The sequence below is a fragment of the Thalassomonas sp. M1454 genome (assembly GCF_007097525.1).
Classification (GTDB): domain Bacteria; phylum Pseudomonadota; class Gammaproteobacteria; order Enterobacterales; family Alteromonadaceae; genus Thalassotalea_A.
This window is the reverse complement of the sequence record NZ_VKDD01000006.1, coordinates 137,027-163,122: the sequence shown is the minus strand read 5'-3', so window position 1 is coordinate 163,122 and position 26,096 is coordinate 137,027. Positions and strand designations below refer to the sequence as shown.

Here is a 26,096-nt window from a genome sequence, read left to right as displayed (position 1 = left end):
AACTGGCGTTCTTTAATTAAGAACAACAAAACAAGAAAAGCTGTAAAAACAACAATAATAAAATAGCTTTCTTAGAAGGAAAAAAGTATGAAATTACAAAAGATTATTTTTCTATCTTCAGCATTAGCAGCACTTGCTGGCTGTAATGAAGATTCTGAAGGGTCAGCAACAACTGAAGTGTTTGACCAATTGTTAGCTTCGGTTGAGTACGATGATGCTAATTTGAAAGCCTGTGTAGAAACTACTATCGCAGAGCAAGGTATAACAAATACAAACCAATTAACGTCATTAGCTTGTAGCACTCCTATTGAAAGTGTTACTGGTTTAGCTTACTTCAAAGAACTTGAAACAATTGATTTAAGTGGTGCAGGTTTATCATGTGCAACTTTAGATGGTTTTGATAACCAACTTATTGCTGATGCAGCTATGTTGGGTGATGCTACGGCTATTAAAACAATTCAGCAAGAAGGCTGTTTTTATAACTACCTTGAGTTTGCTGATCAATCATTTCGTCAGTGTGTAGTTGAACAATTCGCAGAAAACGGTTGGGCAAGTACCGATGAAGTTACCAACTTGAAGTGTGATGACATTAATATACTTTCGATGGAAGGCGTAGAGATATTCACAAACTTAGCTGACTTAGATATTGAAGCGACTGCAGTTAACTGTGTTGCAGCAAGTGCATTTGCACAAGAATTTGAAGCTGTTAGTGTTTCCAGTCCCGCGGTATGTATTATTGACAACATAGATATGAGTGATGATGTAGCTGCTTGTTTAGCAACAGGTGCTGCAGGTAAAGAGTTTGTTGTTGATCTAACTTCTTTAACATGCGATTCACCAGAATTTACTGACACCAAAGGTCTTGAAAAATTAACGTCACTAACTGAATTAGTATTAAGTGATACAAATATTAATTGTTATGATAACCGTGACTTTGAAAACAGCTTATTGGATACAGTAAACTACTCTAAGCCAACAAGCTGTATAATGACTGAAGAAACCCCATTTGAAGATGTTCTTCGAGCAAGTGGTAACCCTGAAGACCCATTATTTGCAGATCCTATTTTACAAGCTTGTTTCCAAGAAAAAGTTCTAGATATGGGCTTAACAACACTTGGTGAAGTAACTAACCAATTAGTTTGTACAGCTAAAGAGTTCAAATTTATTAATACATTCCAAGGTATTGAAGAATTCATTTATATCACTAAATTCCATGCTAATGGGCCTACGATTCCTAGTGTTGATGATTTGAACTATTTAGTTGATTTGGAAAACCTTGTTGATGTGAATTTTCAGTTTGCTAATCCATTGAAAGATTCAGGTAAAGAAGTTGTTGAGTTTATTTCTCAAAACTTAACACAGCTTACCCATTTAAATATTAATGGTTTTAAAGGTGCTGACTATTCATTGTTAAAAGAGTTGCCTAACTTACAAGAGTTAAAAGCTATGGGTAATCTACTTTCAGATGCAGATATTCAAGCAATTGCTGCTTTACCTCAATTAAAAACAGTTTTCATTGGTAATAATACTAAGTTTACTTCATTACTACCTTTTATAAACCAAGAGGCTATTACGATCGAGACTGTTAATATTAGCCATAAAAATTATCCAGCAAATTTATGTTCTGATATAGCGCAACTTGAAGCTAGTGGTATCGAAGTTGTTAAGTTTAATACTTTAACTTGTCCATAATTAGGTTTCAGTAACCTTAACAAAAGCCAATGCATTATGCATTGGCTTTTTCATTTCCTATCCAAAGCCCTCACAAATACCTATACAACCTCTAATTATATAAATTTTAGTTTATTGCCCTAGGATATTGCCTTTATGGTATTGAATTGTAATAAGCTAAACTGTAAGTATTAATTTGGCTAAGCTACTTTTATCTAGTGTCAATAAAGTATTTATAAATCTTGGATAGAACAATAGTCTTAATTGGTGTTTACCTGCCAGTTCTTACTCTTTCTACGAGCCTTTATAACCAATTTTATAGCTATAAGTTAAATAAATAGGTAAGAGTGTTATGAGTTGGTTTTGATAGTGCTCTGAGTCTTTTTGGGAAGCTTTAATGAATTATACAACTTAATACACTTTTATCTTAAAGCTAAATAATATTCTTGCCATTAATATAAAGCATAATGCGTGTTTAACTTGACACATGAATATACCAACTTGGCCCTTAAGCCTTTAACTCATTCTAGAGCCCTTATTTTTTAAAATAGATAGTAATAAACTTTTTATGGTCAGAGCAGCAATGCGTTAATGCAAAATAAATACATACGATAAAACTAGGATTATATTAATAAAGATATGAATAACTATATCTAATAAATTTCACTTGTATAAAGCGTTATCTAGCATTCTCAATTGTAATGGAAATGGTATTATGAAAGGGAGGATATAGCTTTTGCTCTGCAATTCTAGGTACTAAATTATAGAGCGAGTGGTTGTTATTAAAAAGAAAGGCTTTAAATAAAAATCCCCGATACGAATATCAGGGATTTAATTACTTATTATAGTGTTAATTATTACTTTGAAATGCGTCTACGGATAAATGCAGGTATTAATAAAGCCATCATCCACCACATAGCACCACCGTCACCGCCTTTAGGGTAAATTTCATCATCGTTTTTCCCTTCTATTGCTGGTAATTCAAGAGTAATAACTTCTGATACCGTGTGCGCTGCCTGTTCTGGTCGATTAATATCTACAGCAGTTACAGTGATAGTTAAAACGCTATCTGCAGGGTAGTCAAAGCGATTGATTACTAACTCTTTACTTGTGTATTCACCATCTTCAAATGGAGTATCGACGCCATTAACAGCAATCTTCCAAGAATATGTAAAGAAATCACCATCAACATCTTGAACGCCTAACACTAAATTATCGTCAACAAAATAGCCAACAGAGTAAAGTGTTTCATCATCATTTAATATGGTTTTTTCTACATTAAGTACTGCTACTTGGTTAGTTGTTACAGTCCAAGATTTTTCGCTAGTTAATTTACCATCAGTTACTGTAAGTACAACGGTTACAACGGTTCCTGGTACAGCAAAGTCAGAATCATTGATAACTAATGTACCATCTAAATCTGCAGTTTCTACACCATTAACTGTCCACGTGTGGCTTAATGTATCTTCAGCATTATTATCGAAGTAATCTGCAGTAATGGTGTGAGTACCTAATATATGATCAGTAGCAACCATGCTATCGTTGATCGTTGGAGCATAATCTTCAGCAACACCAGGAATAGTTACAAAAATAGTTTGAGTAGCCGACTCATCAGTACCATCAGTAGCCTTAACAGTTACAGGGATTGTAACACCCGGTAATTGATCTGCATAATTAACCGAAATTTTATTACCACTTTCAGCAAGTTCAGTACCAGCAAGTGTCCAGATATAAGTTACGTTGTCTTCATCTGCATCGAAGGCTGTAACTTCAATCATAGATTCTGTATCTGTTTTAGTTTCAACAGCTTCAGATAATATAGGGTTAAAATTCGCATCGAATGGGTTAGCAATTGAATCATTGTCTAAATCATCATCATAAGCGTCTGGAATCATATCGCCATCAGAGTCTTTAGCATCAGGTCCAAGAGGAGTTAAATCTACGCCATCATTCTCTTCATCACCATCATCATTTAGATCGATAGAGTCGTCAATACCATCCAAATCTGTATCACTTGGAGTAATTAGGTTTAACTCTACATCGTCAAACAATACTTCAATACCATTTGTTGTATCGGTTGTCATCTGTACTTGAAGGTCTTTAATCGGACCTTTGGTAACAAAATCATTTTCAGCATAGAACCAGCCTTTTGCATTATATTCTGCTATATCTTCTGCCGTAACCGTAATGAAAGCACCAACATAGCTTGTCCCGTTACTTTCACTTGTTGCAACAATGCGCACGCCGACCTTTGTATCAAGTAAATCAACATCATTTGTGCTTGAAATGTTTAGGCGAGCACCAATACGACCACGAGTAATATTAGTGGCAAGAGGAGCTATTTTTCTACTTCTAAGTTGTAGCGTACCTAATTTTGACGAATTATTTTTATCATATGTTGTTGATGCGCTACTTAACTTAAACGCTTTCGTTGGTGCACCTTCATAGTCTGTAGTGTCAACTATAGAAAAATGATTCGGATCGTTATCTGTAGCAGTAGAGCCCCATGTTTCCCATTTTTGATTTACATCAACCGTTGCACGTTCATTAACTAATATAGCAGTCTCCGCATCAGGAGAGTAACTTGCTATGATATTGGTATTTGTAGAAAGGTGATAAGAACTTAATAGCTCTTTGCCATCTATATCATTTGCCCAACCGTCACCATCTAAATCTAAAGAATTACTGTCTGGGTTATTTGGATTAGAACCTTGAGCAATTTCATCTTCGTTCAAGTCACCGTCACCATCTCTATCTAAGTCTAATGTTAAGCCATCACACTCAGCTAAGTTTTCACCTTCGATTACTCCACCCACTTTACATTCTGCAGTAATAAATGAATCTGGCTCACCATCTTCATCCATATCAGCAAATGCGGCAGCACTGTCAGGGAAAGCATCTACTACCAGTTCAGAGGCATCTAGACAAGCTTGATCACAAGCTTCATTAACCGGGTTTAATTGATCAGGGTAACTGTCACCATCGCTATCTAAAGATGCGCTAGGGTCTGTTTTGTAATCATCGATAGAATCAGGTACTCCATCGCCATCAACATCGCCAGGGAAGCTAGCAGGGTCTGTAGGGTCAGTACCCTCTGCAAGCTCAACGTCATCATCTGTGCCGTCATTGTCAGAATCTTTTAGTAATGGATTTGTACCGTGAACATTAACCTCATCACCATCTGATAAATTATCACCATCGGTATCAGCTAAATTAGGATCTGTTCCATATATATCATTTTCATCATCATCAGATAAACCATCTTTATCTGTATCTACATCAGGAAACAGAATAGTATCTGTAGACAAGAAAATATTATCTGCCACTATTTTATCAGCGTTAGTTGTACCATTAGCGATAAACTGAAGGTCAATGCTTCCTGTGTAAGGCACAGAAACACTTTCACTTAAATCAACAACATAGCCAAAAGGTCCCCAAGTACCATCTTTAATTAGATCAGCTTCTACTATATGTATCGTGCCGTCTAAATCTAATTGTATAGAGCCTCCTAAACCTTGTGGTTGACCTTCAAAATACACATAAACTTTTGATACACCCGAAACTGCAATAGGAGAAGCTAATTTTAAAACACCGTTATTTTTATCTCCACGAGCTAAGTTTTTATGCGCAACACCATCGTCACTAATAGGGCCACCACCTAAGATTGGAGTGTATCGGTCACCTACAGCTTTACCTGTCCCACCTTTGTTTGCGCCAGTCCAGCCCCAGCCATAAACGGGATTTGAGTATGCTGAACAATCTGCATCAGGGTTAGGAGTCCAAACCTCTGCGTCAACATTTTTTATACATAAATCTAGAGTTGGGTTAACAATCAAGTTCTTGCCAGGATTTCCTGTTTCATTGATGTGATTTAAGTAAGCGCCTTCCAAAACAGGGAAGTTCGAATCAAGAGCTGCATTTGCAGATAATGGTAAAAGCAAAGCTAAACCTAGAGCTTTGCTCATTATGCTCAGTTTAGGTTTTTTAGTCGTATTGTAATTCATCTGGTTCCCCTGAATTTCTAATTCGTATATTTGTTTATCGCGGGCTTATTATTATTATCGCGATCATGTAAAAATTGGTTATTACACAATCTATCACATTTGACATCGTTATCAAGTAGAAACTTTACATTTCTTTACATATTTATATTTGGCTAACAAAAAGCCGACAATTGCTTAACAATTGTCGGCTTTGGTTAACCTTATTTTAGCTTTTGAGTGGGTTAAATAACCAACTTAAAAATCAAATATTTATTATTTTATTGATATTGGAAGCTAGTATTTAGCTTAATATCTGTGTGTGATGCACCTATTAATACATCAAACTGTCCTGGTTCTGCTAACCAGTCGTTAGTATTTACATCCCAGAATGATAAATCACGTTGTTTAAGTGTCATGCTAACTGTTTTAGTTTCACCAGGTTGTAGGTGAACTTTACCAAAACCTTTTAACTCTTTCGCTGGGCGTTCAACACTTGCTTGAACATCGTTAAGGTACAGTTGTACAATTTCGCTACCGGCTACTTTACCTGTATTTGTTACTGTAACTGTTACTTCTAGTTCATCACCAGCTGAAATTGACGCCGATGAAAGTTCAACGTTGTCGTAGCTAAATGTGGTGTAAGATAAACCGTGACCAAATGGGAAGATTGGCTCAATATTTTGTTGTTCAAACCAGCGGTAACCAATAAATACACCTTCTTTATAGAAAGACTCTTTTGAGTTGTAGTCATTTAAAGCAATGGCTGCAGTATCTTCTAATGCAACAGGCAGAGTAATTGGCATTTTACCGCTTGGGTTTACATCACCAAATAGTGCGTCAGCATAAGCGTGACCGCCTTCCATGCCACCGTACCAGCCCCACATAATTGCTTTTGCGTTGTTAACCCAAGGCATTTCAACGGCTGAACCAGCATTTAAAAAGATTACTGTGTCAGGGTTTGCAGCAAGTAAGTTAGTAATAACTTCGTCTTGGCCATTAGGTAGTTTCATGTCAACACGGTCTTGTGACTCACGATCGTCGGCGTGACTTAAACCACCAAAGTAGATAACGGCATCAGCAGCTTTTGCTGCGGCAATGTATTCTTCTTTTGTGCTAAATAAGCTGCTTGGTGCATCCCAACCTAATACAAAGTTTTTGTTACCATCGTATTGCATTTCAAACTTGTACTCTTTGTCAGTACTTAGCTCAAGAGGGTAGTTAAATTCTGCACCGTCAGTACTTGAATGCTCTAATACTTTTTTACCATTAACTTTTAATCTGAAATCACCAACAGCACTAAGTTTAAGTGTATGAACACCTGACTCTAATGGCTTAATAGTGGTTTTCATGGTTACGTGTTCCATGGTTGAATCAGCTGGTGCTGTGTAAGCTGAATCTGGAACCCATGACCAGTGTTTCCAGTTTTTACGAGCTTTTTCTTTCCAGTTAGAAACTTGCCATGCCGGAGTACCTGTACCAGGGTTACTTTTAATTATGTAATCACCAGCAATTGCAGGAATACCTGTTTCAGGACGTGTACGTAAGAAAGTAATGTTTACGTCATCGCCAAGTTTTGCTTGTAAACCTTCGATTGGGCTAATTTCGTACAGTGATTTAACTTGTGATGAACCACCACCTTTGCCGTGCTCTCTGTCAGTATTTGGACCAAGGACTAAGATATTTTTAACTTCATCTTTAGCTAACGGTAAAATACCTTCGTTTTTAAGAAGTACGATGCCTTCTTCCGCTATTTTACGTGCCGCAGCTCTGTGCTCAGGAATATTACGTTGGCCAGATAAACGGCTTTTATCCATCATACCAATACGTAATTGGATACGTAGAATACGGCGAACTTTATCGTCTAAAACGGCTACTGGAATTTTTCCTTCCTTAAGCATTTTTAAAAATGGTTTAGCAAGTTTGTAGTCATCATAGCTATCAGCACGAGTACCCATTTCGATATCTAAACCATTCATGGCAGCATCATAGGTATTAATATTTACGTCCCAGTCGGTAAGTAAAATACCGTCAAAGCCCCATTCGCCTTTTAAAATATCGTTAACTAAGTATTTGCTTTGGTTGGCATTGGTACCGCGGAAGCTATTGTATGCCCCCATAATTGTATATACACCAGCTTCTTTAACGCCAGCTTCAAACACTGGTAAGTAAACTTCGCGTAATGTACGTTCATCAGGAATAGCATCAACCTTTTGGCGGTTTAGCTCTTGTGTGTTTAATGCGTAGTGCTTTAAGTTTGCAGCAACATCATTCGCTTGGATCGCTTTGATTTCTGGGATCACCATAACAGATGCTAGGTATGGATCTTCACCGAAGTATTCAAAGTTACGGCCGTAAGTAGGTAGGCGAGCTAAGTTCACGCCTGGGCCTAAGATAACGTCTTTACGACGATGTCTTGCTTCTGCGCCTAATACATTACCGTGTAATGTAGACATTTCAGGGTTCCAACTTGCTGCAACCGTAGTTAAAGGCGGTAAGTAAGTTGATTGATCGTCTGTCCAGCCAGCTGACTTCCAGCTATCACGTGATACTTCTTGGCGAACGCCATGTGGGCCGTCAGACATCCACATTTCATGAATACCTAAACGCTCAACAGAAGCGATAGCAAATTTACTGTTAGCGTGAACTAAAGATACTTTTTCTTCTAGAGTAAGCTGGCTAAGTAGGTTTTCTACATCAGCTTCAAGATTGGTATAGCGATCTGCTACTTTTGTTTCAACTGTTGCGTTATTAACATCTACTGATTGAGTACAAGCAATAGTGCCTGTAGCCATCATAGCCATAACGAGTACTTTTAATTTAGAATTCATTTTAAACCCTGATTTGTTATATTTTTACGCGTCTATTTTGTAACTTTATTACAGACAACGATAGACATTGTGTAAGCTTATGTTATGTAAATGCGCTTGTAAATGGCAAAAAAGCCCTAAAACTCAAAATTACTGTAAGCATTGTGTAAATTTATTACACGTCATTAACTTGTTAACAGGTGTGTAACTTTTTTCTGGTTACAAATTTAAAAAGCACATACTAATTACTCATATGTGCTTTTTATTTTGAAGCTTTTTTAAGGCTATTTATTGTTTATATGCTGTAGTAATTGCTGATGCAATTTGGCTACCGTCTCTTTGTATTCGGCTTTTTCTGCAATGTTGACTAATTCATCGGGATCATTTTTGTGATCAAACATCATGCGTGCGATAACTCTGTCTTTTTTATCTCGCCACTCTGTTAAATGGTAACGCTGGGTACGAATTGTGTCCGAGTTTTTCCAACGAGTAAATACTGCTGATTTACCTGGCGCTTTACTATCGGTAAGTTGTTTAACAAAGCTTGTACCATCAATATCTTTCATTGTTGGTAATTGTGCTAATTCAACAAGCGTAGGGTAAATATCTACCGATTCTACTAATTCATTAGAGCCATGACCTTTAAGAATTTTAGGAGCGTTAACAATTAGTGGAATTTGATTTGCCACATTATATGCTGAATGCTTAGCCCATAAGCCATGCTCACCTAAACTCCAACCATGATCACCCCAAACCACTACAATAGTATTTTCGTCTAAATCGAGCTCTTTTAATTGTGCCATTACTTGACCAACTAACGCATCAGAATAGCTTGTTGCTGCGTAATAACCATGAATTAACTCAAGCGCTTTTTCGTTTGGTACAGGGCCTTTATTAGGAATGTCGTAATAGCTACGTAACTCACCCCATGTGTGTACTGCTTGTTTTGGAGCGTCAATTGCCATTTCTGGATTAGGAGCTAAAGATAATTCGTCACGGTTGTACATATCCCAGTACTTTTTAGGAGAATTAAATGGTAAATGTGGCTTTTTAAAACCTACCGCTAAAAAGAAAGATTCATCATTTTCTTTAAATTGCTTAAGCTCTGCGATTGCTTGCTCGGCAATTTGACCATTTAAATAAGTAAAGTCACTTACATCGGCAGACTCACTAGAAGGGCCATTTTTTTGTGCTTTATCGAAAATGTCATTAGCTTGCTTAGTTTGGTAATCATGACGAATTTTTAAGTTAGCTCGGTTATTTTTTTTACCTTTAAGCTTTAGCTTATCAGAAGGGCGCCAAGGCTTTTCTGACCAACTTTGTACTTTATCTGTTTGGTTATTAAATACTTTACCAAGACTTATAGTTTTATAGCCATTGTTTTTAAAGTGTTGTGGTAATGCAATAGCGTCAGGAGTGTCTTTATCGGCAGGGCTAAACGCTACGAAACGATTTTTTGAACCCCAAATACCTGTAAGCATACTCGCGCGAGAAGCGCCACAAACAGGAATGTTACTATAAGCTTTATTAAAAGCTACGCCATCAGCGGCTAATTGATCTAGGTTTGGGGTAAGAGGGCCTTTTTTAGCATACGGACCATAGTTAACACGCATGTCATCGATAAGGAAAAACAGCACGTTTGGTTTTTCAGCTTTAACGCTTGTTTCAGCTGCAATTGCTGAAGTAGTAAAACTGAACGCTAGCGAGATTGAACCAACAAGGCTTAGTAAGAATTTAGACTGCATTTATGCACCATTTATTATATGAGCAAGTCCTTAATATTTATATGTGCTAATACATGCAATAAAAGCACATTGGTTATTGGAATTGCTATTGTAGTTATGTGTAGTATTAGATTACCTGAATTGATAACGGTGTCAATTCGAGTCAGGGATGATTTTAGTAAAGGTTACGTAAAGAATAAAAAAGGGCTTCGTTAAGAAGCCCTATAGATATGAATTATTTCAGATAAAATGGATTGCTAACTATTTAATAATTTCAATTAGCTCTTTGGCTAACATACGCGCACCATTGATACCTAAATGTACAGGATCTTTAGGATTGTCTTCACGTAAGTTTTTTACCGAAGTGATTTGGTCACCTTTAATAACGTTAATATTGTCATCACCAGCTTTTTGTCTAGCCGTTACTACATCGATAACTGCCTGACGGTATGCATTTAAAGGTTGGTCAACTCTTTTAGCTTTTAAAGACTTAGTGAATAATGGCGTAATACAATAGATAGTTGTTTGTGGATGCGACTTACGAATAATACTGAGCATTTTATCTAGGTTAGCTTGGTATACTGCCACATCTGCTTTTGGCGAATTCCAATCATTGTAACCAATTAATAAAGTGATTAATTCGATGTCGTCAAAGTCAGCTAACATTTGCGCTGTTGGTATTGACGTTTTACCACCGCCAACTGCGATGTTAAATAACTCAAAGTTTAACGCATCCGCGACAATATACGGATAAGTTTGTGTGGCATTTTTTTGACCTACACCATGAGTTATAGAATCGCCCATCGCTACATATTTAGCATTTCGTGGTGTTTTAATGTTTAGTAGCTCTGCTTCATCATCAATGCTGATTGCTTGTAAACCAACATTACTCCACGTTGGTAGCATCAATTTATACTCTTTCGCTCCCTTTAGTTTGCTTGTATAAGCAATATCTAATTGCTTAGCCTTTTTAGGGAAGGTGTAGGTTTTAACTGCAACGTTATTTTCAAAAAGTACAAACTCTGAGCCACGATTCTCTGTAGGTAATGGCACAAACTTAAATGCAATTGAGTTACTGTTTGTTGCTAGCTTTAAAGCAATACCTGATGTTGTTTGCGCTTTACCTGCATTGAACGCAAGCTCCATTGGCTTTATCGATAAAACTTCCTTACTGTGACGGGTAAAGCTTACTTGCTCAGCAGTTTGGTTAACGTAGTTTGTACCTAAAAACTGTAACTTGCTATCGGTTAAGCTCACTGGTTTTGCAATGGCTGTTGATATAAAGCCTGATGCGATTAACGCCGATGCTAAACATAAGTTTTTGCTAAATTTATATAGTGGTTTCATTTGTTATTCTTATTATTTAATGGTTAAAGTTACTGCTGAGCTTTCTTTCCAGCCATAACGTACCGCTTTAGCGGTAATTTTATCACCAGCTTTTAAGCTAACAGGCTTGCTATACACTTTCCACTTTCCGTTATTTACTTTGTAACCAAGAGAAGCGCCTTTATTAGAGTTACTTAAAACAACAAGCTTGTCTTTTGTGGTAATTGTTGGCTCTGGTGTCACAGGCTCTTTACCTTGTGGCCAAAATAAGTTTGCTTGATCAAATTCTTTTAACTTACTGTAATCTTTAACTTTATGCTGCCAATCAGTTAAAGCGCCACGCATTTGTTCTAATGCATCTTTATATTTAGGGTTGTCAGCTAAATTTTTTACTTCATCTGGGTCATTAATAATATCGTAAAGCTCTTCAGCAGGACGAGGTTTAAACCAAAACTCTTGGCCTTTGTTCATTTCACCATTTTCTAGAGTGCGCCATAACTCGGCCATAATAGGTAACTGTTCACGATAGCCTAACTTAACGCCACCTGGTTTGTTTGGTAAGTAGTTACGTATGTATTTAAATTTATTGCTACGCACTGCTCGCTCATAAAAATTAAACTCGTCGAGTCTATCTTTTGAGGCAAAAATGTAATCACGCTTTGGCAATGATTGGTCAGCTAATAACGCACTACCTTGAATGTAGCTAGGTACATCAATATTAGCCATAGTTAAAATTGATGGGGCAATATCGACAAAGCTAATTAATTGTTCATTAATACCTCGAGCAGGTAAATTTTCTGGACGGTATTTTTCTGGCCAATGTAAAACTAATGGCACTTTAATACCACTGTCGTATATCTCACGTTTTGCGCGAGGTAAGCCGTCACCATGATCTGTAGTCCAAATTACAATGGTATTGTCAGCTAACCCGTCTTTTTTCAAACGATTTAAAATAGCGCCAATTTGTCTATCCATCGCTGAAACATTGTTATAAACCTGGGCGATAGCTTCTCTAACTATTTGTGTATCAGGGTAATAAGCCGGTACCGATACTTGTTCAGGCTGTACGACTTGTTTAACAATGCCCTCAGCTACATTTTGTTCAATTTTCTTAGGAAATAATGCACTTTCGTGGCTAATATTAAAGTGATACATACCGAAAAATGGTTGATCTTTTTCTCGGCCACGCCAACTTGGTTTGCTACCTTCGTAATCCCAAATAGTGAAAGGGCCTGTGCCCGCTTGAATTTCACTAAACTGATAATCTAACTTAGACGATACGAAAGTGTAGTAGCCATTTTTACGTAATAGTTCAGGAAACGCTTTAATATCTTCTGCTGGCACGGCACGATAAAGAGACTCTTTGTAATCACGTGTGCGCATATGTTGGCCACCAACCGCTGCTTGATGTACACCGGTAATTAAGCCAGTTCTACTTGGAGCACAAACACCAGCAGTGGTAAATGAATTTGGGTAAATAATACTTTTTTGAGCTAATGCATCAATATTAGGTGTAATTGCTACATCATCACCGAATGCTTTTACGTGCGCACTCATATCTTCTGCAACAAGTAGTAATATATTTGGACGCTCAGCTTGGCTAGCAACGGCAGCACCGCTTAATACTGACAATAGTAAGCTCAATGCCGTTTTGGTTTTAAATTTCATTTGGTTACCTAGTTTTATATTTTTATAAAATGCATGGACTCGACGAGTCACGAATAATTAATTCGCAATCATAAATGGAGTCGATATCTTTATATGATTTTTTCTTAATGATATGGACAAGTTTTTCAACTGCGGCCATACCCAATTGATAAATTGGTTGCTTGATTGTTGTTATTGGTGGCCAAAGTTGTTTTGATACAGGCGCATCATCATAACCTGTAATGGTTAGCTCTGAAGGTACGTTTATATTGTGTTGCTTGGCAACTTTTAGCACGCCTGCTGCCATATAGTCGTTACTGGCAAAAATTGCCGTAGGTTTATTATCTTGCGTTAAAAGCTGTCTTGCACAGGCCTCACCAGACTCAAAAGTGAATAAGCCTTGCTTTATTAGCTCTTCATCAAAGCCGATGGCATTGGTTGTTAATGCTCTTTTATAACCATCAAAGCGTTTTTGAGTGGCTGCAAAATCAGGATGACCTTTAATAAAGCCAATTTTAGTATGGCCTAAAGAGATCAAATATTGAGTCATTTCAAATGCGGCTTTTTCATCATCACTGCCCACATAAGGAGAGTTATGATCTGAATATAACGGAGAAATCCTAGCAAAAGGAATTTGATTGTCTTCTAAGTATTTGATAATCGCTTTATTGTCACAAATAGGATGGGTAAGAATAATACCATCTTGTGGTGAATTTTTTAAAAAAGTGATGACTGTTTCATATAAGTCATCTGCAGTGTGATCGCAGGGAAAAATCTGCAGGTTATAACCATCAATGCTGCCTTGTTGCATAGCACCTTTTTGTAACTCAACGATATATCCAGGGTTAGGATTTGAATAAAGTAACGAGATGATAAATGTCTTATGGCCTCTAAGTCCTCGAGCCATAGGGTTTGGTGTAAAATTTAATTCTTTTACCGCTTTATTTACACGCTCAATCATTACATCACGAACATTGGCTTCTTTATTTAAAACCCTTGAAACGGTTTTTACTGAAACCCCTGCTAAAGCTGCAACATCTTTAATTGTTATATTAGACAAAGTAATTCCTTACTAAACTATAAGCACATACTTGTGCATTTAGGCTCTTTTAGTTAATTGTCTCAACTATGCAACAAATAAGATAACGTTGTCAATCTTGCATTTTAAAGGCTTTTGTAAAGTCTTTGTAAAATAATATGGAGAGCTGAGCTAATTGTTGTTTCTGTTATTTTTATTTCGTATAGTGCAGGGATTGCCAATGAAATAGTTATACAGCTTTCATCGGTAGAGAAAATAATATTAAGGATAATATTTTATTTAGTGTTTGATACTTAACTAGCGATGAATCAATGAATCAGAGATATACCTTAATAATATTAACTAGCTTATTTTTTATGTGGGGCTTTGTTGCTTGCTTAAATGATATTTTAATCCCCCATTTAAAAAATGTATTCGACCTAAATTACACGCAAGCAATGCTAGTACAGTTTTGTTTTTTTAGTGCCTATTTCGTGGTATCGATTCCTGCCGGAAATGTGGTTAAAAAAATTGGTTATAAATACGGTATTGTTACCGGTTTATGTATTGCAGGTAGTGGTTGTTTAACATTTTATCCTGCGGCAACTACGCAGTCTTATCCTCTTTTCTTGTTTGCTCTTTTTGTCCTTGCTTCTGGTATCACCTTCTTACAAGTATCTGCAAACCCTTACGTAACCTTGCTTGGAGCAGCTAAAACTGCATCAAGTAGGTTAACATTAACTCAAGCGTTCAATTCGCTAGGTACTACAATAGCGCCATTTATTGGTGGTGCCTTTATTTTAGCTGCGGTGAGTATTGGGGTTGAAGATATTGCGCAATTATCTTTAGCCGAGCAAGCACAAATAAAAGCCGAGCAAGCAAGTTCCGTAAAAGGGCCATACCTTGTAGTATCCGGTATTTTATTTATGTTAGCGGTTATTTTTGTATTACTAAAATTACCCGATTTACATAAAAATGAAGATGCACAAAGTGGCGAATCAGTTAAATCTAGCATGCTTTCGGTACTTAAAACTCCGCACCTTATGTTAGGTGCTTTAGGTATTTTTGTTTATGTTGGCGCTGAAGTCGCTATTGGTAGTTTGATTATTAACTTTTTAAACCAACCTAATATTGCCAATATTAGTACTGTCGAAGCTGCTAATTACGTCCCTTATTATTGGGGAGGCGCTATGGTTGGTCGCTTTATCGGTGCTTTTTTAATGCGTTATATTGCCGCAAATACTATGCTTAGCGTAAATGCTACTTTAGCTGTGATCTTAATTGCTTTTGCTGTATTTGCTGATGGCGAAATTGCTATGTGGGCTATTTTATTGGTGGGGCTGTGTAATTCAATTATGTTTCCAACTATTTTTAGTTTGGGCGTACAAGATTTAGGAAGTGCCACGAGTCAAGGCTCAGGTATTTTATGCTTAGCAATTGCCGGCGGTGCTATTGTGCCTATGGTACAGGCGATGTTTTCAGATATTATCGGTATTCAAATGGCCTTTTTAGTGCCTTTACTGTGCTATGTCTATATTATTTTTTATGGTGTAAGCGGCTCAAAAATTAGAATAAATAATGCCGATTAAGCCTTTTTATTTAAAACTATTAATAAGAATCAATTATGAAATTCAATAAAATTAATTTATTACTAACTTGTTGCTTAGCTGCCTTTACAGCACATGTATCAGCTGAATCTACAGCAAAAAGCGCTGATAAAAGTAAAGCGCAAGTTACTGAGCAAAATAAAGGGCGCCCATTAAGAGATATTGTCGCCGACAAGTACCCAACTAATGTATATATTGGCGGAACCATTCAATATAATGAACTTGATGGCCCGAAAGGTGATTTATTAAATAAAGAGTTTCGTTATATCACCCCTGCTAATATTTATAAGCAAAGTCACATTCACCCTAAGCCAAACCAGTGGCGCTGGGAAAAACCTGATGCTTGGATTGCTACCGCTAAAGAAAATGGTCAGTTAGTTCGAATTCATGGCCCTATTAGCCCGCAAAGCTCTAAATGGGCTCTTGCAGATCACCGTACTCATACCGAAATGCTTGATATGCTAACCGATTATATGACGGCATTGTCAAAACGTTACAACGGACATGAATCAGTAAAATGGTTAGATGTAGTAAATGAAGCCATTACGGAAGAGGGGACTTGGTTTGGTCCTAAACCGGGCGTTGATAAGTGGGAGAACCCGTGGACTATTTTAGGTTTTGAAACCAATATTCCTGATCAATTTCCATTATTACAAAAACTCGGTGTGCCTTATTATATTCTTGAATCTTTTGCTATAGCCAAAAGAAATGCTCCTGATTTAAAGTTAATTCTAAACCAACACCGTATGACAACTCTTGAATCAATCGCGCTGATGAAAGAGTTGGTAATATACCTTAGATATAGAGGTTTGCGCATTGATGGCATTGGCTGGCAAGCACATATGCGTAATGAATATGTCGAATTTGCCGATAGAAACCATCAAAGATTAAAGACTTTGGATGAGTTAGTTAAATGGGCGCACAGTAACAATTTAGAATTCCATGTCACTGAAACTAATATTCATTTAAAAAATGAAGTGCCATACGAAGAGCAGCTTGTTGCTGATGCATTTACCAATATATTGGAAGTATTACTTAATAACCGCGATACAGGTGTTGTAGGTTGGAGTGTTTGGACAATAGCAGATGTGCCGCACTTTAAAGATAAGACTATTAAGACACTTGGTATCTGGAGTGATGATTTAGTGCCGCATAAGGCTTATTATCAAGTGCAAAAACTATTAGAAGAAAGTGCTTCTAAGTAGGTTTTGACCCCTTTAAATATAAATTTACTGTGATTACCTGTATTGATGTAATAAGCTAATCACAGCTAATAACTCTTCAATAATAATAGGCTTTTTGTGAAACCAACCATTGTTCTTTTTTCTTCATTACTTAAAGTAATGCTTGTGCTGTCCACTTTATTTGCTACCAATACTTTAGCACAAGGCGATAGTGCTTGTGTTGATTGTCATACTGAGCAAGTCAATAAATGGCAGCAATCTGATCATGCAAAAGCTATGGCGATAGCCGATTCGTCAACAGTAAAGGCTAACTTTGATAAACAAACAGCCAAGCACTATGGACAAAAAGCCTACTTTTATAAGAATAAAGGTAAGTATTTTGTCGATATTTCTTACAACGATAAAGTGCAAACATTAGAGATAGCCTATACTTTTGGCCATTATCCTTTGCAGCAATACTTAGTTGAAACTAAAGCCGGCAGCTATCAGGTGTTACCATTTGCTTGGGATAGCCGAGACAAAGAAGAGGGCGGCCAACGTTGGTATCATAATTACGCTAACGAAGAAATAAAACCAGAAGATAGATTGCATTGGCGACAACCATTACAAAACTGGAATGGTATGTGCGCCGATTGTCATTCGGATGGATTAAAGCGTAACTATGATGTGCAACAAAATCGTTTTGCTTCAGAGTTTAGTAATATTAATGTTGGCTGTGTTTCTTGTCATGGTGATAAGCAACAACATAGCGAGCAAGCAACGAAGAATAAAGCTGATACTACTCATGTAACTCATTCATCAACAGTAGACAAAGGTGTTTGGAAGAGAGAGTTTGGTGAAGATACCGCCAGATGGATTGGAGCAAAACGTGATAATAGCTTTATGGATAATTGCTTTTCTTGCCACTCTTTACGTGCGCCATTAACAGATGGTATTGAGCCAAATAATCACTTCTTAGATCAATTTACTCCACAATTGTTGCAGGCTCCCGCTTATCATGTTGATGGCCAAATTAAAGAAGAAGTTTATGTTTATGGTTCTTTTTTACAGTCGAAGATGTTTGCCAAAGGTGTTAACTGTATTGATTGTCATGATCAACATACGATGAAGGTTAAAATTCCTGGTAATGGCTTATGTTTACAATGCCATGCTAGTGAAGTATTTGATAAGCCAGAGCATCATAATCATGATGTTGGTAGCGAAGGCGCGCAATGTGTTAATTGTCATATGCCTGACAATCGGTACATGGGAGTAGATGATAGACGCGATCACAGTTTTAAAATACCGCGACCAGAATTATCTAAACAATTTTCTTCGCCTAATGCCTGTACTAGTTGTCATCAAGATAAAGATAATGACTGGGCATTAAATTTTATGAAGTCTTGGAAGATAAAACCTCGTATAGACAGTAAAACCCAGCGCGATTTCTTTATGTTGAAGTCGGGGCAGCCACTAGCACTCGATTCGCACTTAGCAATTATTGCCGATGACAATATTGATGTGATCAGCCGAGCTACAGCTTTGCAAATGTTGACGTTTAGTACGCAAGAAATTAGCTCTGATGCTCTTCAGCCTTATTTACACCATGAGCAAGAGTTACTTAGACTTGCAGCTGCAAGTGTTGGTACTTTAATTAATTCTGGAATTCGAGCACAAGCATTAGGCCATTTGCTTGATGACCCAAGAAAAGCGATTAGAGTGGCAGCGGCTCGCTCTATGGTCGATATTTATATGCCACAAGCTAACTTAGCCAGTTTTAATAAAGCTTTTAAAGAGTTAACGGTTTCGTTAGAGCAAAGTGGCTGGCGCGGTGAAGGACGATTAAATCAAGGCTTACTGGCAATTGATAAGTCGAACTTCTCAGATGCTGAAAAGCACTTTAAAGAAGCGATTAGAGTTGAACCATATTTTGATGCTGCTTATAGCAATTTGGCAGAGTTTTATCGTATGCAAAATAAGCCTGCGCAAGTGATCTCTGTATACAATGCCGGTTTAAATAAAGTACCTAGTTCAGCATTATTAAATTACGGTTATGGTTTGCATTTAGTTAGAAATCAACAACTACCTAAAGCAGTACCCTTATTTAAAAAGGCAATGACATTAGACCCAGCTAATTCTCAGTATGGTTATGTATATGCGCTGTCAGTAGATGGAACTGGTGATACCAAACAAGCTATTGCAATCTTGAAATCGATTATTGCTAATTACCCTCAAAATCAACAATTAGTAGAGTTAGGGTTGTCACTTGCACAAAAAGCGCAAGATAAACCAAGCTTTGATTACTTTATGGGGTTAAGAGGTACTTACTAACTCTAACTTCTACGATAGCGCATGTGTAATATTTGCACTCGTTCAACGTAGGTTTTTGTTTCTGCATATGGAGGTACGCCTCCATATCTTTTTACCGCACCTTCACCTGCATTATAAGCCGCGGCGACTAGCTCAATATTGCCGCGATACTTCTTAAATAACTTAGCTAAATGCTTAGTGCCACCTTGGATATTTTGCTTTGCTACAAATGAATCTTTAACGCCTAGCTCTTTTGCTGTTGCTGGCATTAATTGCATCAAGCCTTGGGCGCCAACTTTTGACAACGCCCGCTCTTTAAAGTGAGATTCGGCGTGAATTATGGCCCTAATAAGAGCTGGCTCTACATTATAAGTAAACGCCATTTCTTCAATAATACTGGCAAATGCTTTGGTGTTTAACGGCGTTTTATACCAATTGACCATTGAACTAACGTTACAGGCAAAACAACCAACTTTCACTAGCTTATATTCAACACCTTGTGGCTCAACATCACTAAACGAAGGCACACCTGATTTAGATCTGTATTTATAAACTAATGTGTCAGCAGCAAAGCTAGGCAATGAAAAAATACATGCACAAGCCGAAGCTAAAATTATGCGACGATATCGGTTATTGCTGTGAAAAGGGTTTTGTTTGTTAGTTGGCTGCATGTTCATTTTATTATTAAATTAGTTATTATTTTTATTGCTAGTTTAAGTATAGCAATTAAATTAAATGTTAATCTTGATTGCTTGCATCTTTATTTTTGAAATCAGCTAGTACAATTTCTAATGCTGCTATCGCGGTATCGGTAGCTATATTATTTTCTTCTAGCAACTGAATTAGGTCTACAGCGAGTTGTATATGCTTTGGGGCGGTTGTTAATGCAGACATGTTAGCCTTATTTAAATAGATACAGTTCTGATATACTTAACTTACCCAAACTTAGAGCTAAGATCTATAGTTGTTCGACTATAGAGTTAATACAAGTGATATTGTTATGAACCGCAAAAAGAAAGTGAAATCAACCTTAAAAGCCAAGATAAAAAAAGCCAATGCTAAACTAAACAAACCGAATAAAGAGCGTTATATATCTAAAGCGGAGCGAGCTAAACTAGAAGCGGCTGAGCAAGAGAATTCAGAAACAACTTCTTAACCTGCTGGTTATTCAACTAGCTATAACTAAGCTGACTTCTTTGGCTTAGCTGACGCCTTTGTTTTATAACTGCTTTTACGCTTACGTTTAAATTTAGGTTTGTTAGCAAGCTTGGGAAAATTCACTAAGGTTAGTTCACTGGCTTGTTGTATCATTTGGCTAATTGTTGTTAATAAAGGCGACATGAAGCTTTGATAACTAGCTTGTTTGTCACATATCGCATTGAGAGTCGACTCCCAATGCGCTGTCATATCAGGTAGTGTTGCTTGTTCTGGCAAAGCGTTAATCAATGACACTCCAACTTCTGTTGCTTTTATTTTTTTACCTTGGCGTATTAAATATCCACGCTTAAATAACAATTCAATAATACCTGCGCGAGTGGCTTCAGTGCCTAAACCATCAGTATCTTTTAATACTTTTTTAATTTGTGCATCGCGGACAAATTTAGCAATGCCGGTCATAGCTGCAAGTAAGCTGGCATCGGTATAATCTTGTGGTGGTTGGGTGTTTTTCTCTAATACTTCACCTAAGTTACAATGTAGAACATCGCCTTTATTTAACTGAGGTAATGATTGTGACTCTGATAAATCTCTAACATTATTATCAGCAGACTTTCGCTTGAAGAGAGCTTTCCAGCCTTCTATCAAAGGCGTTTTACTGTTTACCTTAAATACGCCATTTTCAATATTTAGACTAACTTTGGTTTGTGCATACTCGAAGGCTGGATAAAATTGCGCTAAATATTGCGTCACTATTAACTGGTAAATATTTTGCTCAAAAGAGTTCAAGTTAGTTTGGTTTACTAACTTTTCCGTAGGGATAATTGCATGATGAGCACTAACTTTGCTGTCATTCCAAGCCTTACTTTTTATGCTTAAATTAGCTTGTTTAGCAAAGACTGAAAATGGCATTGATGACTTGGCTAAGTTATCAATAACAGATTTTGCTTGTGTTAGCTGCTCTTTTGGTAAGTAACGACAATCAGAGCGAGGGTAGGTGATTAGTTTGTGTTTTTCATACAAGCTTTGGCACACATCAAGCACGAGTTTAGCGTTCATAGAAAAACGTTTTGCAGCATCTATTTGCAGGGCAGATAAATTATAAGGCAGGGGGGCAAACTGTTTCTTTTGCTCTTGCTTTAACTCTGTAACAATGGCTGGTTTATTGTTTATTCGCTTAACCACGTTTTCGGCTAGTGCTTTAACAAGTACTCTACCTTCGTCATCCATATATGGCTGGCAGGCCTCTGAAGGCTGCCATTTAGCTGTAAATGTTTGTTTATCTTTGTCTTCTATATGAGCAATAACTTCATAAAAAGGCTTGCTGACAAAGTTATTTATTTCATTATCGCGTTGTACTACTAAGCCTAGAATAGGGGTTTGTACCCGGCCAACAGATAGCACGCCATTGAAGCCTGATTTTTTGCCCATAATGGTGTAAGCGCGAGTTAGATTGAGCCCGTAAAGCCAATCGGCTCTTGAGCGAGCAAGGGCGGATACTGACAGTGGCATAAATTCGCTATTTGGTTTTAATGCACTAAGCGAACGTTTAACCGCGGGTAAATTTAAGTCACTGATCAATAAACGTTGCATGCTGGCTTTTTTTGCGGCGCTAACTTTTAAGTAATCTATAACCTCATCAACTAATAGTTGGCCTTCGCGGTCTGGATCGCCGGCGTGAATAATTTGACTACATTGCTTAACTAGTTTCCTTAAAACGGTTAATTGTGAGCGAGTTTGAGATTTTGGTTTTAACTGCCAAACGTCGGGCACAATAGGCAGGTGAGCCATGTCCCATTTTTTGAATTTTTCATCATAGGCATCTGGCTCAGCTTGCTCGAGTATATGACCAATACACCAACTTACAATGTCTCCATTACCAACTTCGATATAGCCTTGTTGCTTTTTATGTGGTTTAGGTAATGCGTCAGCGATGGCTCGCCCTAAACTTGGTTTCTCGGCAATGTATAACTTCAAAGTGAAAACTCAAAACGGGATACTGTCAACATAATATAATAAGACTGTGTTTTTATACAGTCTTATTTTTTAGGGGGAAGAAAAATTTTTTTGAATGCTTTCTAGCTTGCTATTTAAAAGTTCTGGGTAGGTTGAGTACTTAACAACTCAATTAAATAATCTGGTAATTTTGCGCTGATTTGATCTTGTAAGCGGGCTTCAAGCAGCTGCTCTTCCTTCGCCGAAATTTTGATAGGCCAGCGCTTTGAGCTAATAACCGTGTCGCCATCCAAAATGCTTAAATCGTAGCTTCCACGAAGCCAATACCATTGATTAGTAAAGGTCGGGTCTATGGTGTCTAGGTTTGCTTTTAAAGTAAGATTCGATTCAATAGCATGCGGTATACCTAATTGCCCTAAAGCAGACTGTAAAACGTTATTGCTGCGTTCGCTTTCTGCAGCCGTAGCAACTTTTAATTCAGCTAATGAGAGTTTAATTAAGGTTTCAATCTCTTTGCTACTGGTTTTATTAACAATGCCTTGATTAGCTACTTGTACTAATTGTTTATTGGCAACTTCTCTTTTTATTTGTTCTGCTCTTGCTTGGCGCAAGGATGTCAACGCGAGAACTATATTTGGCGCTTGGTTGCTGCTATAGCTAATTAATTGCTGAGTATTTTTATCGGCATTTCTTATGGTTTGAGTTAGGTGTCTTGCCGCTTTTTGTTTTTCTAAAATCGCTAAGGCGTAATAATCCCCCGTTGGGCTTTGCCATGCTTCTTTAATTATTGCACCTTGCAGTTCTAACTCGGTGTTGGTCACTATATTTCGAGAAAGCTCTTGCGTAGTAGTTGTTTGCATCCCCGCGAGCGAACTAGTACTTACAGCACTGGTTAGATCTGATGAGTCGGCCTCTATCTCAACAGTAAAAATTTTGGCTAAGTTAGCTAAAGCTACATTTGATGCTCTATCGCGTTTTGACGCTTGCCCAACGGCTGTTAAGTATTGTGTACTTGGGTATAGGCTATCAGGAGAGTTTATCCAGCTTGGTGGAGTAGTGTCGTCATTACTGCTACATGCAGCAAGTAAAAAGCCACAAAGTAGCATATGCAAAGTAAGTTTTAACTGAAGTTTCATAATATTTCCTTTATATACTTTTTATAGCCGCATTTGCTAAATTTATCCATTTAAGACTAAATTGCTTAAATTAATAAATCGATTTTTCTTGCTGATAATGAAATAACTTATCACTAATACTACTGGTTAAAATAACGTGTTTACTACCAGGGTTTAAGGCTATTTTACGCTTAGCTAACCTGCGAGCTCGTATTGCGACATTATCTTCACCCGTTGATACATAGGCGTATTGAATTGATGCTGGTAGCATATTCCAACTACGAACATCTGCTGATTCACTTAATACTGTCGCTACATTCATAATAAAGCCTGCTAAAGGATCTTTCTTCTCAGCATTTTTAACCGCATCGTATTTAAGTACAGCCCTTGACGTTGTGGCTAATAATATTGCCGGATATTCTGCGTCTAGATCTTCTCTGGCGATGGTATTTACATTTTCAATCTCGCTGGTGCGAATATCTTGTTCACCAACATCAATTGTTGCATTTCCTATGTTTCGCACAACGTTAGGATATGAAGGCATGGCAATACGAATGAGTTGATCGTTACGGTTATCATGGTAACTTGGCACCATAATTGAAACTTCCTTTTTACTGGTTACCACGCCATCAAAATGGATAAAGTAAAGTGCACTACTGTTTTTGGCCGTTAGCTTCTCTATTTGTTCGTCACTAATACCAAACTCTGATTTGTATTGGTCGAATTGATCAAGTATTCCAAGCTCTTTGCTTAATCTTGTTAGCGCTAACTTAATATCATTCGTTAAAGGAGTGCCTCTAGCTTGCATTAATTCGGCCGCAAACTTGTAACTAATGAGTGCATTGTCTTGCTCATCTAGTAACTCGTAAATTACCGCTGAAATTAAGTGTGCACTTGCAAGTTGGCCTGAATTTGAATCTTTTTTAATGAGCTTTTTCATCATAATATCCGCTTGCAATATTTCAACGCGAGCAGAATCAGGATCGTTATTAAATAAATAAGATAAGGCTAAAAGGTTATGCACCATGACTAAATCAGAAGGGGTGCCCGAGTAACTGCGCATGGTTTCATTAACGGTAGCGGCACCAATATTTTCTGTAATAGAGGTTGCGTATAGCACGGCCATTTCTTCTTTTGCTAACGTTAATGAAGTGATAGCACTAGGATAGTCTTGAGATAAAAACTGCAATGTTCCTATATTTAAATTAAATAAAGGGCGGTCTTTTTCTTTAGGTTTAATTGTTTGCAGCTGGGTAAGAACTGCTTCAGGAGAGTTGGTGTTTAATGATTGTGATAGCTGGTTTACTTTTTTATGGGTGACACTACAGCCTGAAAGTAATAACAGGGCTAAAACTAAAAATGATCGATAGCTAATAAAAGAGGGCAGAAGCGTACTTCTGCCCTTAGTAAGACTCATTAACACTTATTTTCTCATTTTACTGTTTTCAACAAGTTTCTTGATCTTTTGTTGGCCGATCCAAACTTTGCGGTTGTCTTTCATGCTGATTAACTCTAGGTCAACCTGATAGAAACGAACTTGGTCAGTGCCATCAACATCAATAATGGTATTGATTTTACCTTGCATCATGTAATCTGCGCCTATCTCTTGGCCCATTGCGCTGCGAGTTTCTTCGGTGGCGTTTAAGTCTTGGTCGCCACGCTCTTCACGAATTTCTTTACGGGCAGTCGCATCAGCAACGAACTCAACATCACCTGAGTTAATTAACTCACGTTCGATATCGGCAATAAATGTTTGTGTATTAATATGCTCATGGCTAAGGTTTTTAATTTTACCGACAATTACTGTTGGCGCTTTACCTGTTGCTTGCATATGTTTTTTAAACCAAGGTCGAGATAATGCATCTTCAACCATAGTTCTTGCGGTAAGTTGCGAATCGGTATCATTCCATGCACCGCTTAAATCAACGGTTGTACCTGCATCGACACGCTCTACTGTTGTGCCACAGCCGCCTAAAATTAATACACTTGATAAAGTTATAGCGACTAATTTACTAGATTTCATTACTTATTCTCCGATTCGTTTTGTTTAATGAAACGATCAAATTTGGTATTCATCGTTTCATTTAAATATAATTTTAATTCATTATTCATGCTGCTAGATTGCTTGATCATCTCTTCAACCTTGTCTAAATCTAATTCAGCAAATGAATAAATATTACCGGTTTCAGGATCTTTCCAACGTGCCATGATTTTAGAGCCATTAAGTGATGTTTTACTTAATGCTTTTATTTCACGTTCGATATTAGTTGTGCCAATATCGCCATTGTTAGCCATATAATCATCGATACTAACATCCATAAAGGTTGATAGTATTTGCGCTATTTGCGCTCTTGCTCTGCTATCTGCAGCTGATTTTTGTAAAGATTCATCATGGACAGGAACAGACATACCGACACCTTGTAGGTACTTACCGTCATTATCACTAACTGCTGTTGTTCCTTCATTTACCCAATCAGGCGCGCCTGAAATATCTAAATCACTTTCAATATCAGTACCTGATGAAGAACACGCGGTGATAATAATACTCAACAAAGTGGCCATCAGTATTTTTAAGCTTGATTTAACTTGCGTTGCTTGAAACATAAAACTTCCC

18 protein-coding genes are annotated in these 26,096 nt (G+C 37.3%); 5 read left to right on the top strand and 13 right to left on the bottom strand.

Annotated elements, in window-relative coordinates; all coding sequences use genetic code 11:
• Positions 1–87: 87 nt before the first annotated feature.
• Complete coding sequence (locus FNN08_RS13400) at positions 88–1,692, top strand: hypothetical protein (RefSeq protein WP_143586621.1); 1,605 nt, start codon at positions 88–90, stop codon at positions 1,690–1,692.
• Between the two features lie 836 nt (positions 1,693–2,528).
• Here FNN08_RS13400 and FNN08_RS13395 read toward each other — a convergent pair.
• From FNN08_RS13395 to FNN08_RS13370, 6 genes are all read right to left on the bottom strand, one after another.
• Positions 2,529–5,675 (bottom strand): hypothetical protein, encoded by a 3,147-nt coding sequence (locus tag FNN08_RS13395; RefSeq protein ID WP_143586619.1) that lies wholly within the window; start codon positions 5,673–5,675, stop codon positions 2,529–2,531.
• Between the two features lie 257 nt (positions 5,676–5,932).
• Positions 5,933–8,482 (bottom strand): glycoside hydrolase family 3 C-terminal domain-containing protein, encoded by a 2,550-nt coding sequence (locus FNN08_RS13390; protein WP_143586617.1) that lies wholly within the window; start codon positions 8,480–8,482, stop codon positions 5,933–5,935.
• Between the two features lie 263 nt (positions 8,483–8,745).
• Positions 8,746–10,206, bottom strand: a complete 1,461-nt coding sequence (locus FNN08_RS13385; protein ID WP_143586615.1) for a sulfatase — start codon at positions 10,204–10,206, stop codon at positions 8,746–8,748.
• 240 nt (positions 10,207–10,446) lie between these two features.
• On the bottom strand, positions 10,447–11,532 hold the full coding sequence (locus FNN08_RS13380; protein ID WP_143586613.1) for an SGNH/GDSL hydrolase family protein: 1,086 nt from the start codon (positions 11,530–11,532) through the stop codon (positions 10,447–10,449).
• 12 nt (positions 11,533–11,544) lie between these two features.
• Positions 11,545–13,179, bottom strand: coding sequence for a sulfatase (locus tag FNN08_RS13375; protein ID WP_143586611.1), 1,635 nt, complete (start codon positions 13,177–13,179; stop codon positions 11,545–11,547).
• Positions 13,180–13,201: 22 nt separating this feature from the next.
• Positions 13,202–14,218: a LacI family DNA-binding transcriptional regulator gene (locus FNN08_RS13370; RefSeq protein WP_143586609.1), complete on the bottom strand. Its 1,017-nt coding sequence runs from the start codon at positions 14,216–14,218 to the stop codon at positions 13,202–13,204.
• 290 nt (positions 14,219–14,508) lie between these two features.
• Here FNN08_RS13370 and fucP point away from each other — a divergent pair, with 290 nt between their 5' ends.
• From fucP to FNN08_RS13355, 3 genes are all read left to right on the top strand, one after another.
• The gene (fucP, locus tag FNN08_RS13365) at positions 14,509–15,765 is read left to right on the top strand and encodes an L-fucose:H+ symporter permease (protein WP_143586607.1); all 1,257 of its coding nucleotides are present in this window, start codon (positions 14,509–14,511) and stop codon (positions 15,763–15,765) included.
• 35 nt (positions 15,766–15,800) lie between these two features.
• Entirely contained in the window at positions 15,801–16,988 is a 1,188-nt protein-coding gene (locus tag FNN08_RS13360) for an endo-1,4-beta-xylanase (RefSeq protein WP_143586605.1), read from the top strand.
• Positions 16,989–17,084: 96 nt separating this feature from the next.
• On the top strand, positions 17,085–19,277 hold the full coding sequence (locus FNN08_RS13355) for a multiheme c-type cytochrome (RefSeq protein ID WP_260679352.1): 2,193 nt from the start codon (positions 17,085–17,087) through the stop codon (positions 19,275–19,277).
• Between the two features lie 2 nt (positions 19,278–19,279).
• Here FNN08_RS13355 and FNN08_RS13350 read toward each other — a convergent pair whose 3' ends face one another.
• Entirely contained in the window at positions 19,280–19,927 is a 648-nt protein-coding gene (locus tag FNN08_RS13350) for a lytic transglycosylase domain-containing protein (protein ID WP_185962672.1), read from the bottom strand.
• A gap of 67 nt (positions 19,928–19,994) precedes the next feature.
• Positions 19,995–20,150, bottom strand: coding sequence for a YbaM family protein (locus FNN08_RS13345; RefSeq protein WP_143586601.1), 156 nt, complete (start codon positions 20,148–20,150; stop codon positions 19,995–19,997).
• A 106-nt stretch (positions 20,151–20,256) separates the two neighbouring features.
• Here FNN08_RS13345 and FNN08_RS13340 point away from each other — a divergent pair, with 106 nt between their 5' ends.
• On the top strand, positions 20,257–20,412 hold the full coding sequence (locus FNN08_RS13340) for a DUF2986 domain-containing protein (RefSeq protein WP_143586599.1): 156 nt from the start codon (positions 20,257–20,259) through the stop codon (positions 20,410–20,412).
• A gap of 26 nt (positions 20,413–20,438) precedes the next feature.
• Here the strand turns inward: FNN08_RS13340 and FNN08_RS13335 are convergent, their stop codons facing one another.
• From FNN08_RS13335 to FNN08_RS13315, 5 genes are all read right to left on the bottom strand, one after another.
• On the bottom strand, positions 20,439–22,388 hold the full coding sequence (locus tag FNN08_RS13335; RefSeq protein ID WP_143586596.1) for a DNA topoisomerase III: 1,950 nt from the start codon (positions 22,386–22,388) through the stop codon (positions 20,439–20,441).
• Positions 22,389–22,501: 113 nt separating this feature from the next.
• Positions 22,502–23,503 (bottom strand): LPP20 family lipoprotein, encoded by a 1,002-nt coding sequence (locus FNN08_RS13330; RefSeq protein WP_143586594.1) that lies wholly within the window; start codon positions 23,501–23,503, stop codon positions 22,502–22,504.
• 70 nt (positions 23,504–23,573) lie between these two features.
• A complete protein-coding gene (locus tag FNN08_RS13325) occupies positions 23,574–24,899 on the bottom strand; it encodes a COG3014 family protein (RefSeq protein WP_260679351.1) in 1,326 nt (441 codons plus the stop codon).
• Positions 24,900–24,905: 6 nt separating this feature from the next.
• Positions 24,906–25,505, bottom strand: coding sequence for a penicillin-binding protein activator LpoB (locus FNN08_RS13320; RefSeq protein ID WP_143586592.1), 600 nt, complete (start codon positions 25,503–25,505; stop codon positions 24,906–24,908).
• Positions 25,505–26,086: a hypothetical protein gene (locus FNN08_RS13315; protein WP_185962671.1), complete on the bottom strand. Its 582-nt coding sequence runs from the start codon at positions 26,084–26,086 to the stop codon at positions 25,505–25,507. The genes FNN08_RS13320 and FNN08_RS13315 overlap by 1 nt, the downstream gene beginning before the upstream one ends.
• Between the last annotated feature and the right edge of the window lie 10 nt (positions 26,087–26,096).

What these genes read in the sequence shown, in the direction of transcription:
- FNN08_RS13400 (WP_143586621.1), top strand. Translation starts at nt 88, where the DNA reads ATGAAATTACAAAAGATTATTTTTCTATCTTCAGCATTAGCAGCACTT.
- FNN08_RS13395 (WP_143586619.1), bottom strand. Translation starts at nt 5,675, where the DNA reads ATGAATTACAATACGACTAAAAAACCTAAACTGAGCATAATGAGCAAA.
- FNN08_RS13390 (WP_143586617.1), bottom strand. Translation starts at nt 8,482, where the DNA reads ATGAATTCTAAATTAAAAGTACTCGTTATGGCTATGATGGCTACAGGC.
- FNN08_RS13385 (WP_143586615.1), bottom strand. Translation starts at nt 10,206, where the DNA reads ATGCAGTCTAAATTCTTACTAAGCCTTGTTGGTTCAATCTCGCTAGCG.
- FNN08_RS13380 (WP_143586613.1), bottom strand. Translation starts at nt 11,532, where the DNA reads ATGAAACCACTATATAAATTTAGCAAAAACTTATGTTTAGCATCGGCG.
- FNN08_RS13375 (WP_143586611.1), bottom strand. Translation starts at nt 13,179, where the DNA reads ATGAAATTTAAAACCAAAACGGCATTGAGCTTACTATTGTCAGTATTA.
- fucP (WP_143586607.1), top strand. Translation starts at nt 14,509, where the DNA reads ATGAATCAGAGATATACCTTAATAATATTAACTAGCTTATTTTTTATG.
- FNN08_RS13360 (WP_143586605.1), top strand. Translation starts at nt 15,801, where the DNA reads ATGAAATTCAATAAAATTAATTTATTACTAACTTGTTGCTTAGCTGCC.
- FNN08_RS13350 (WP_185962672.1), bottom strand. Translation starts at nt 19,927, where the DNA reads ATGCAGCCAACTAACAAACAAAACCCTTTTCACAGCAATAACCGATAT.
- FNN08_RS13345 (WP_143586601.1), bottom strand. Translation starts at nt 20,150, where the DNA reads ATGTCTGCATTAACAACCGCCCCAAAGCATATACAACTCGCTGTAGAC.
- FNN08_RS13340 (WP_143586599.1), top strand. Translation starts at nt 20,257, where the DNA reads ATGAACCGCAAAAAGAAAGTGAAATCAACCTTAAAAGCCAAGATAAAA.
- FNN08_RS13330 (WP_143586594.1), bottom strand. Translation starts at nt 23,503, where the DNA reads ATGAAACTTCAGTTAAAACTTACTTTGCATATGCTACTTTGTGGCTTT.
- FNN08_RS13325 (WP_260679351.1), bottom strand. Translation starts at nt 24,899, where the DNA reads ATGAGTCTTACTAAGGGCAGAAGTACGCTTCTGCCCTCTTTTATTAGC.
- FNN08_RS13320 (WP_143586592.1), bottom strand. Translation starts at nt 25,505, where the DNA reads ATGAAATCTAGTAAATTAGTCGCTATAACTTTATCAAGTGTATTAATT.
- FNN08_RS13315 (WP_185962671.1), bottom strand. Translation starts at nt 26,086, where the DNA reads ATGTTTCAAGCAACGCAAGTTAAATCAAGCTTAAAAATACTGATGGCC.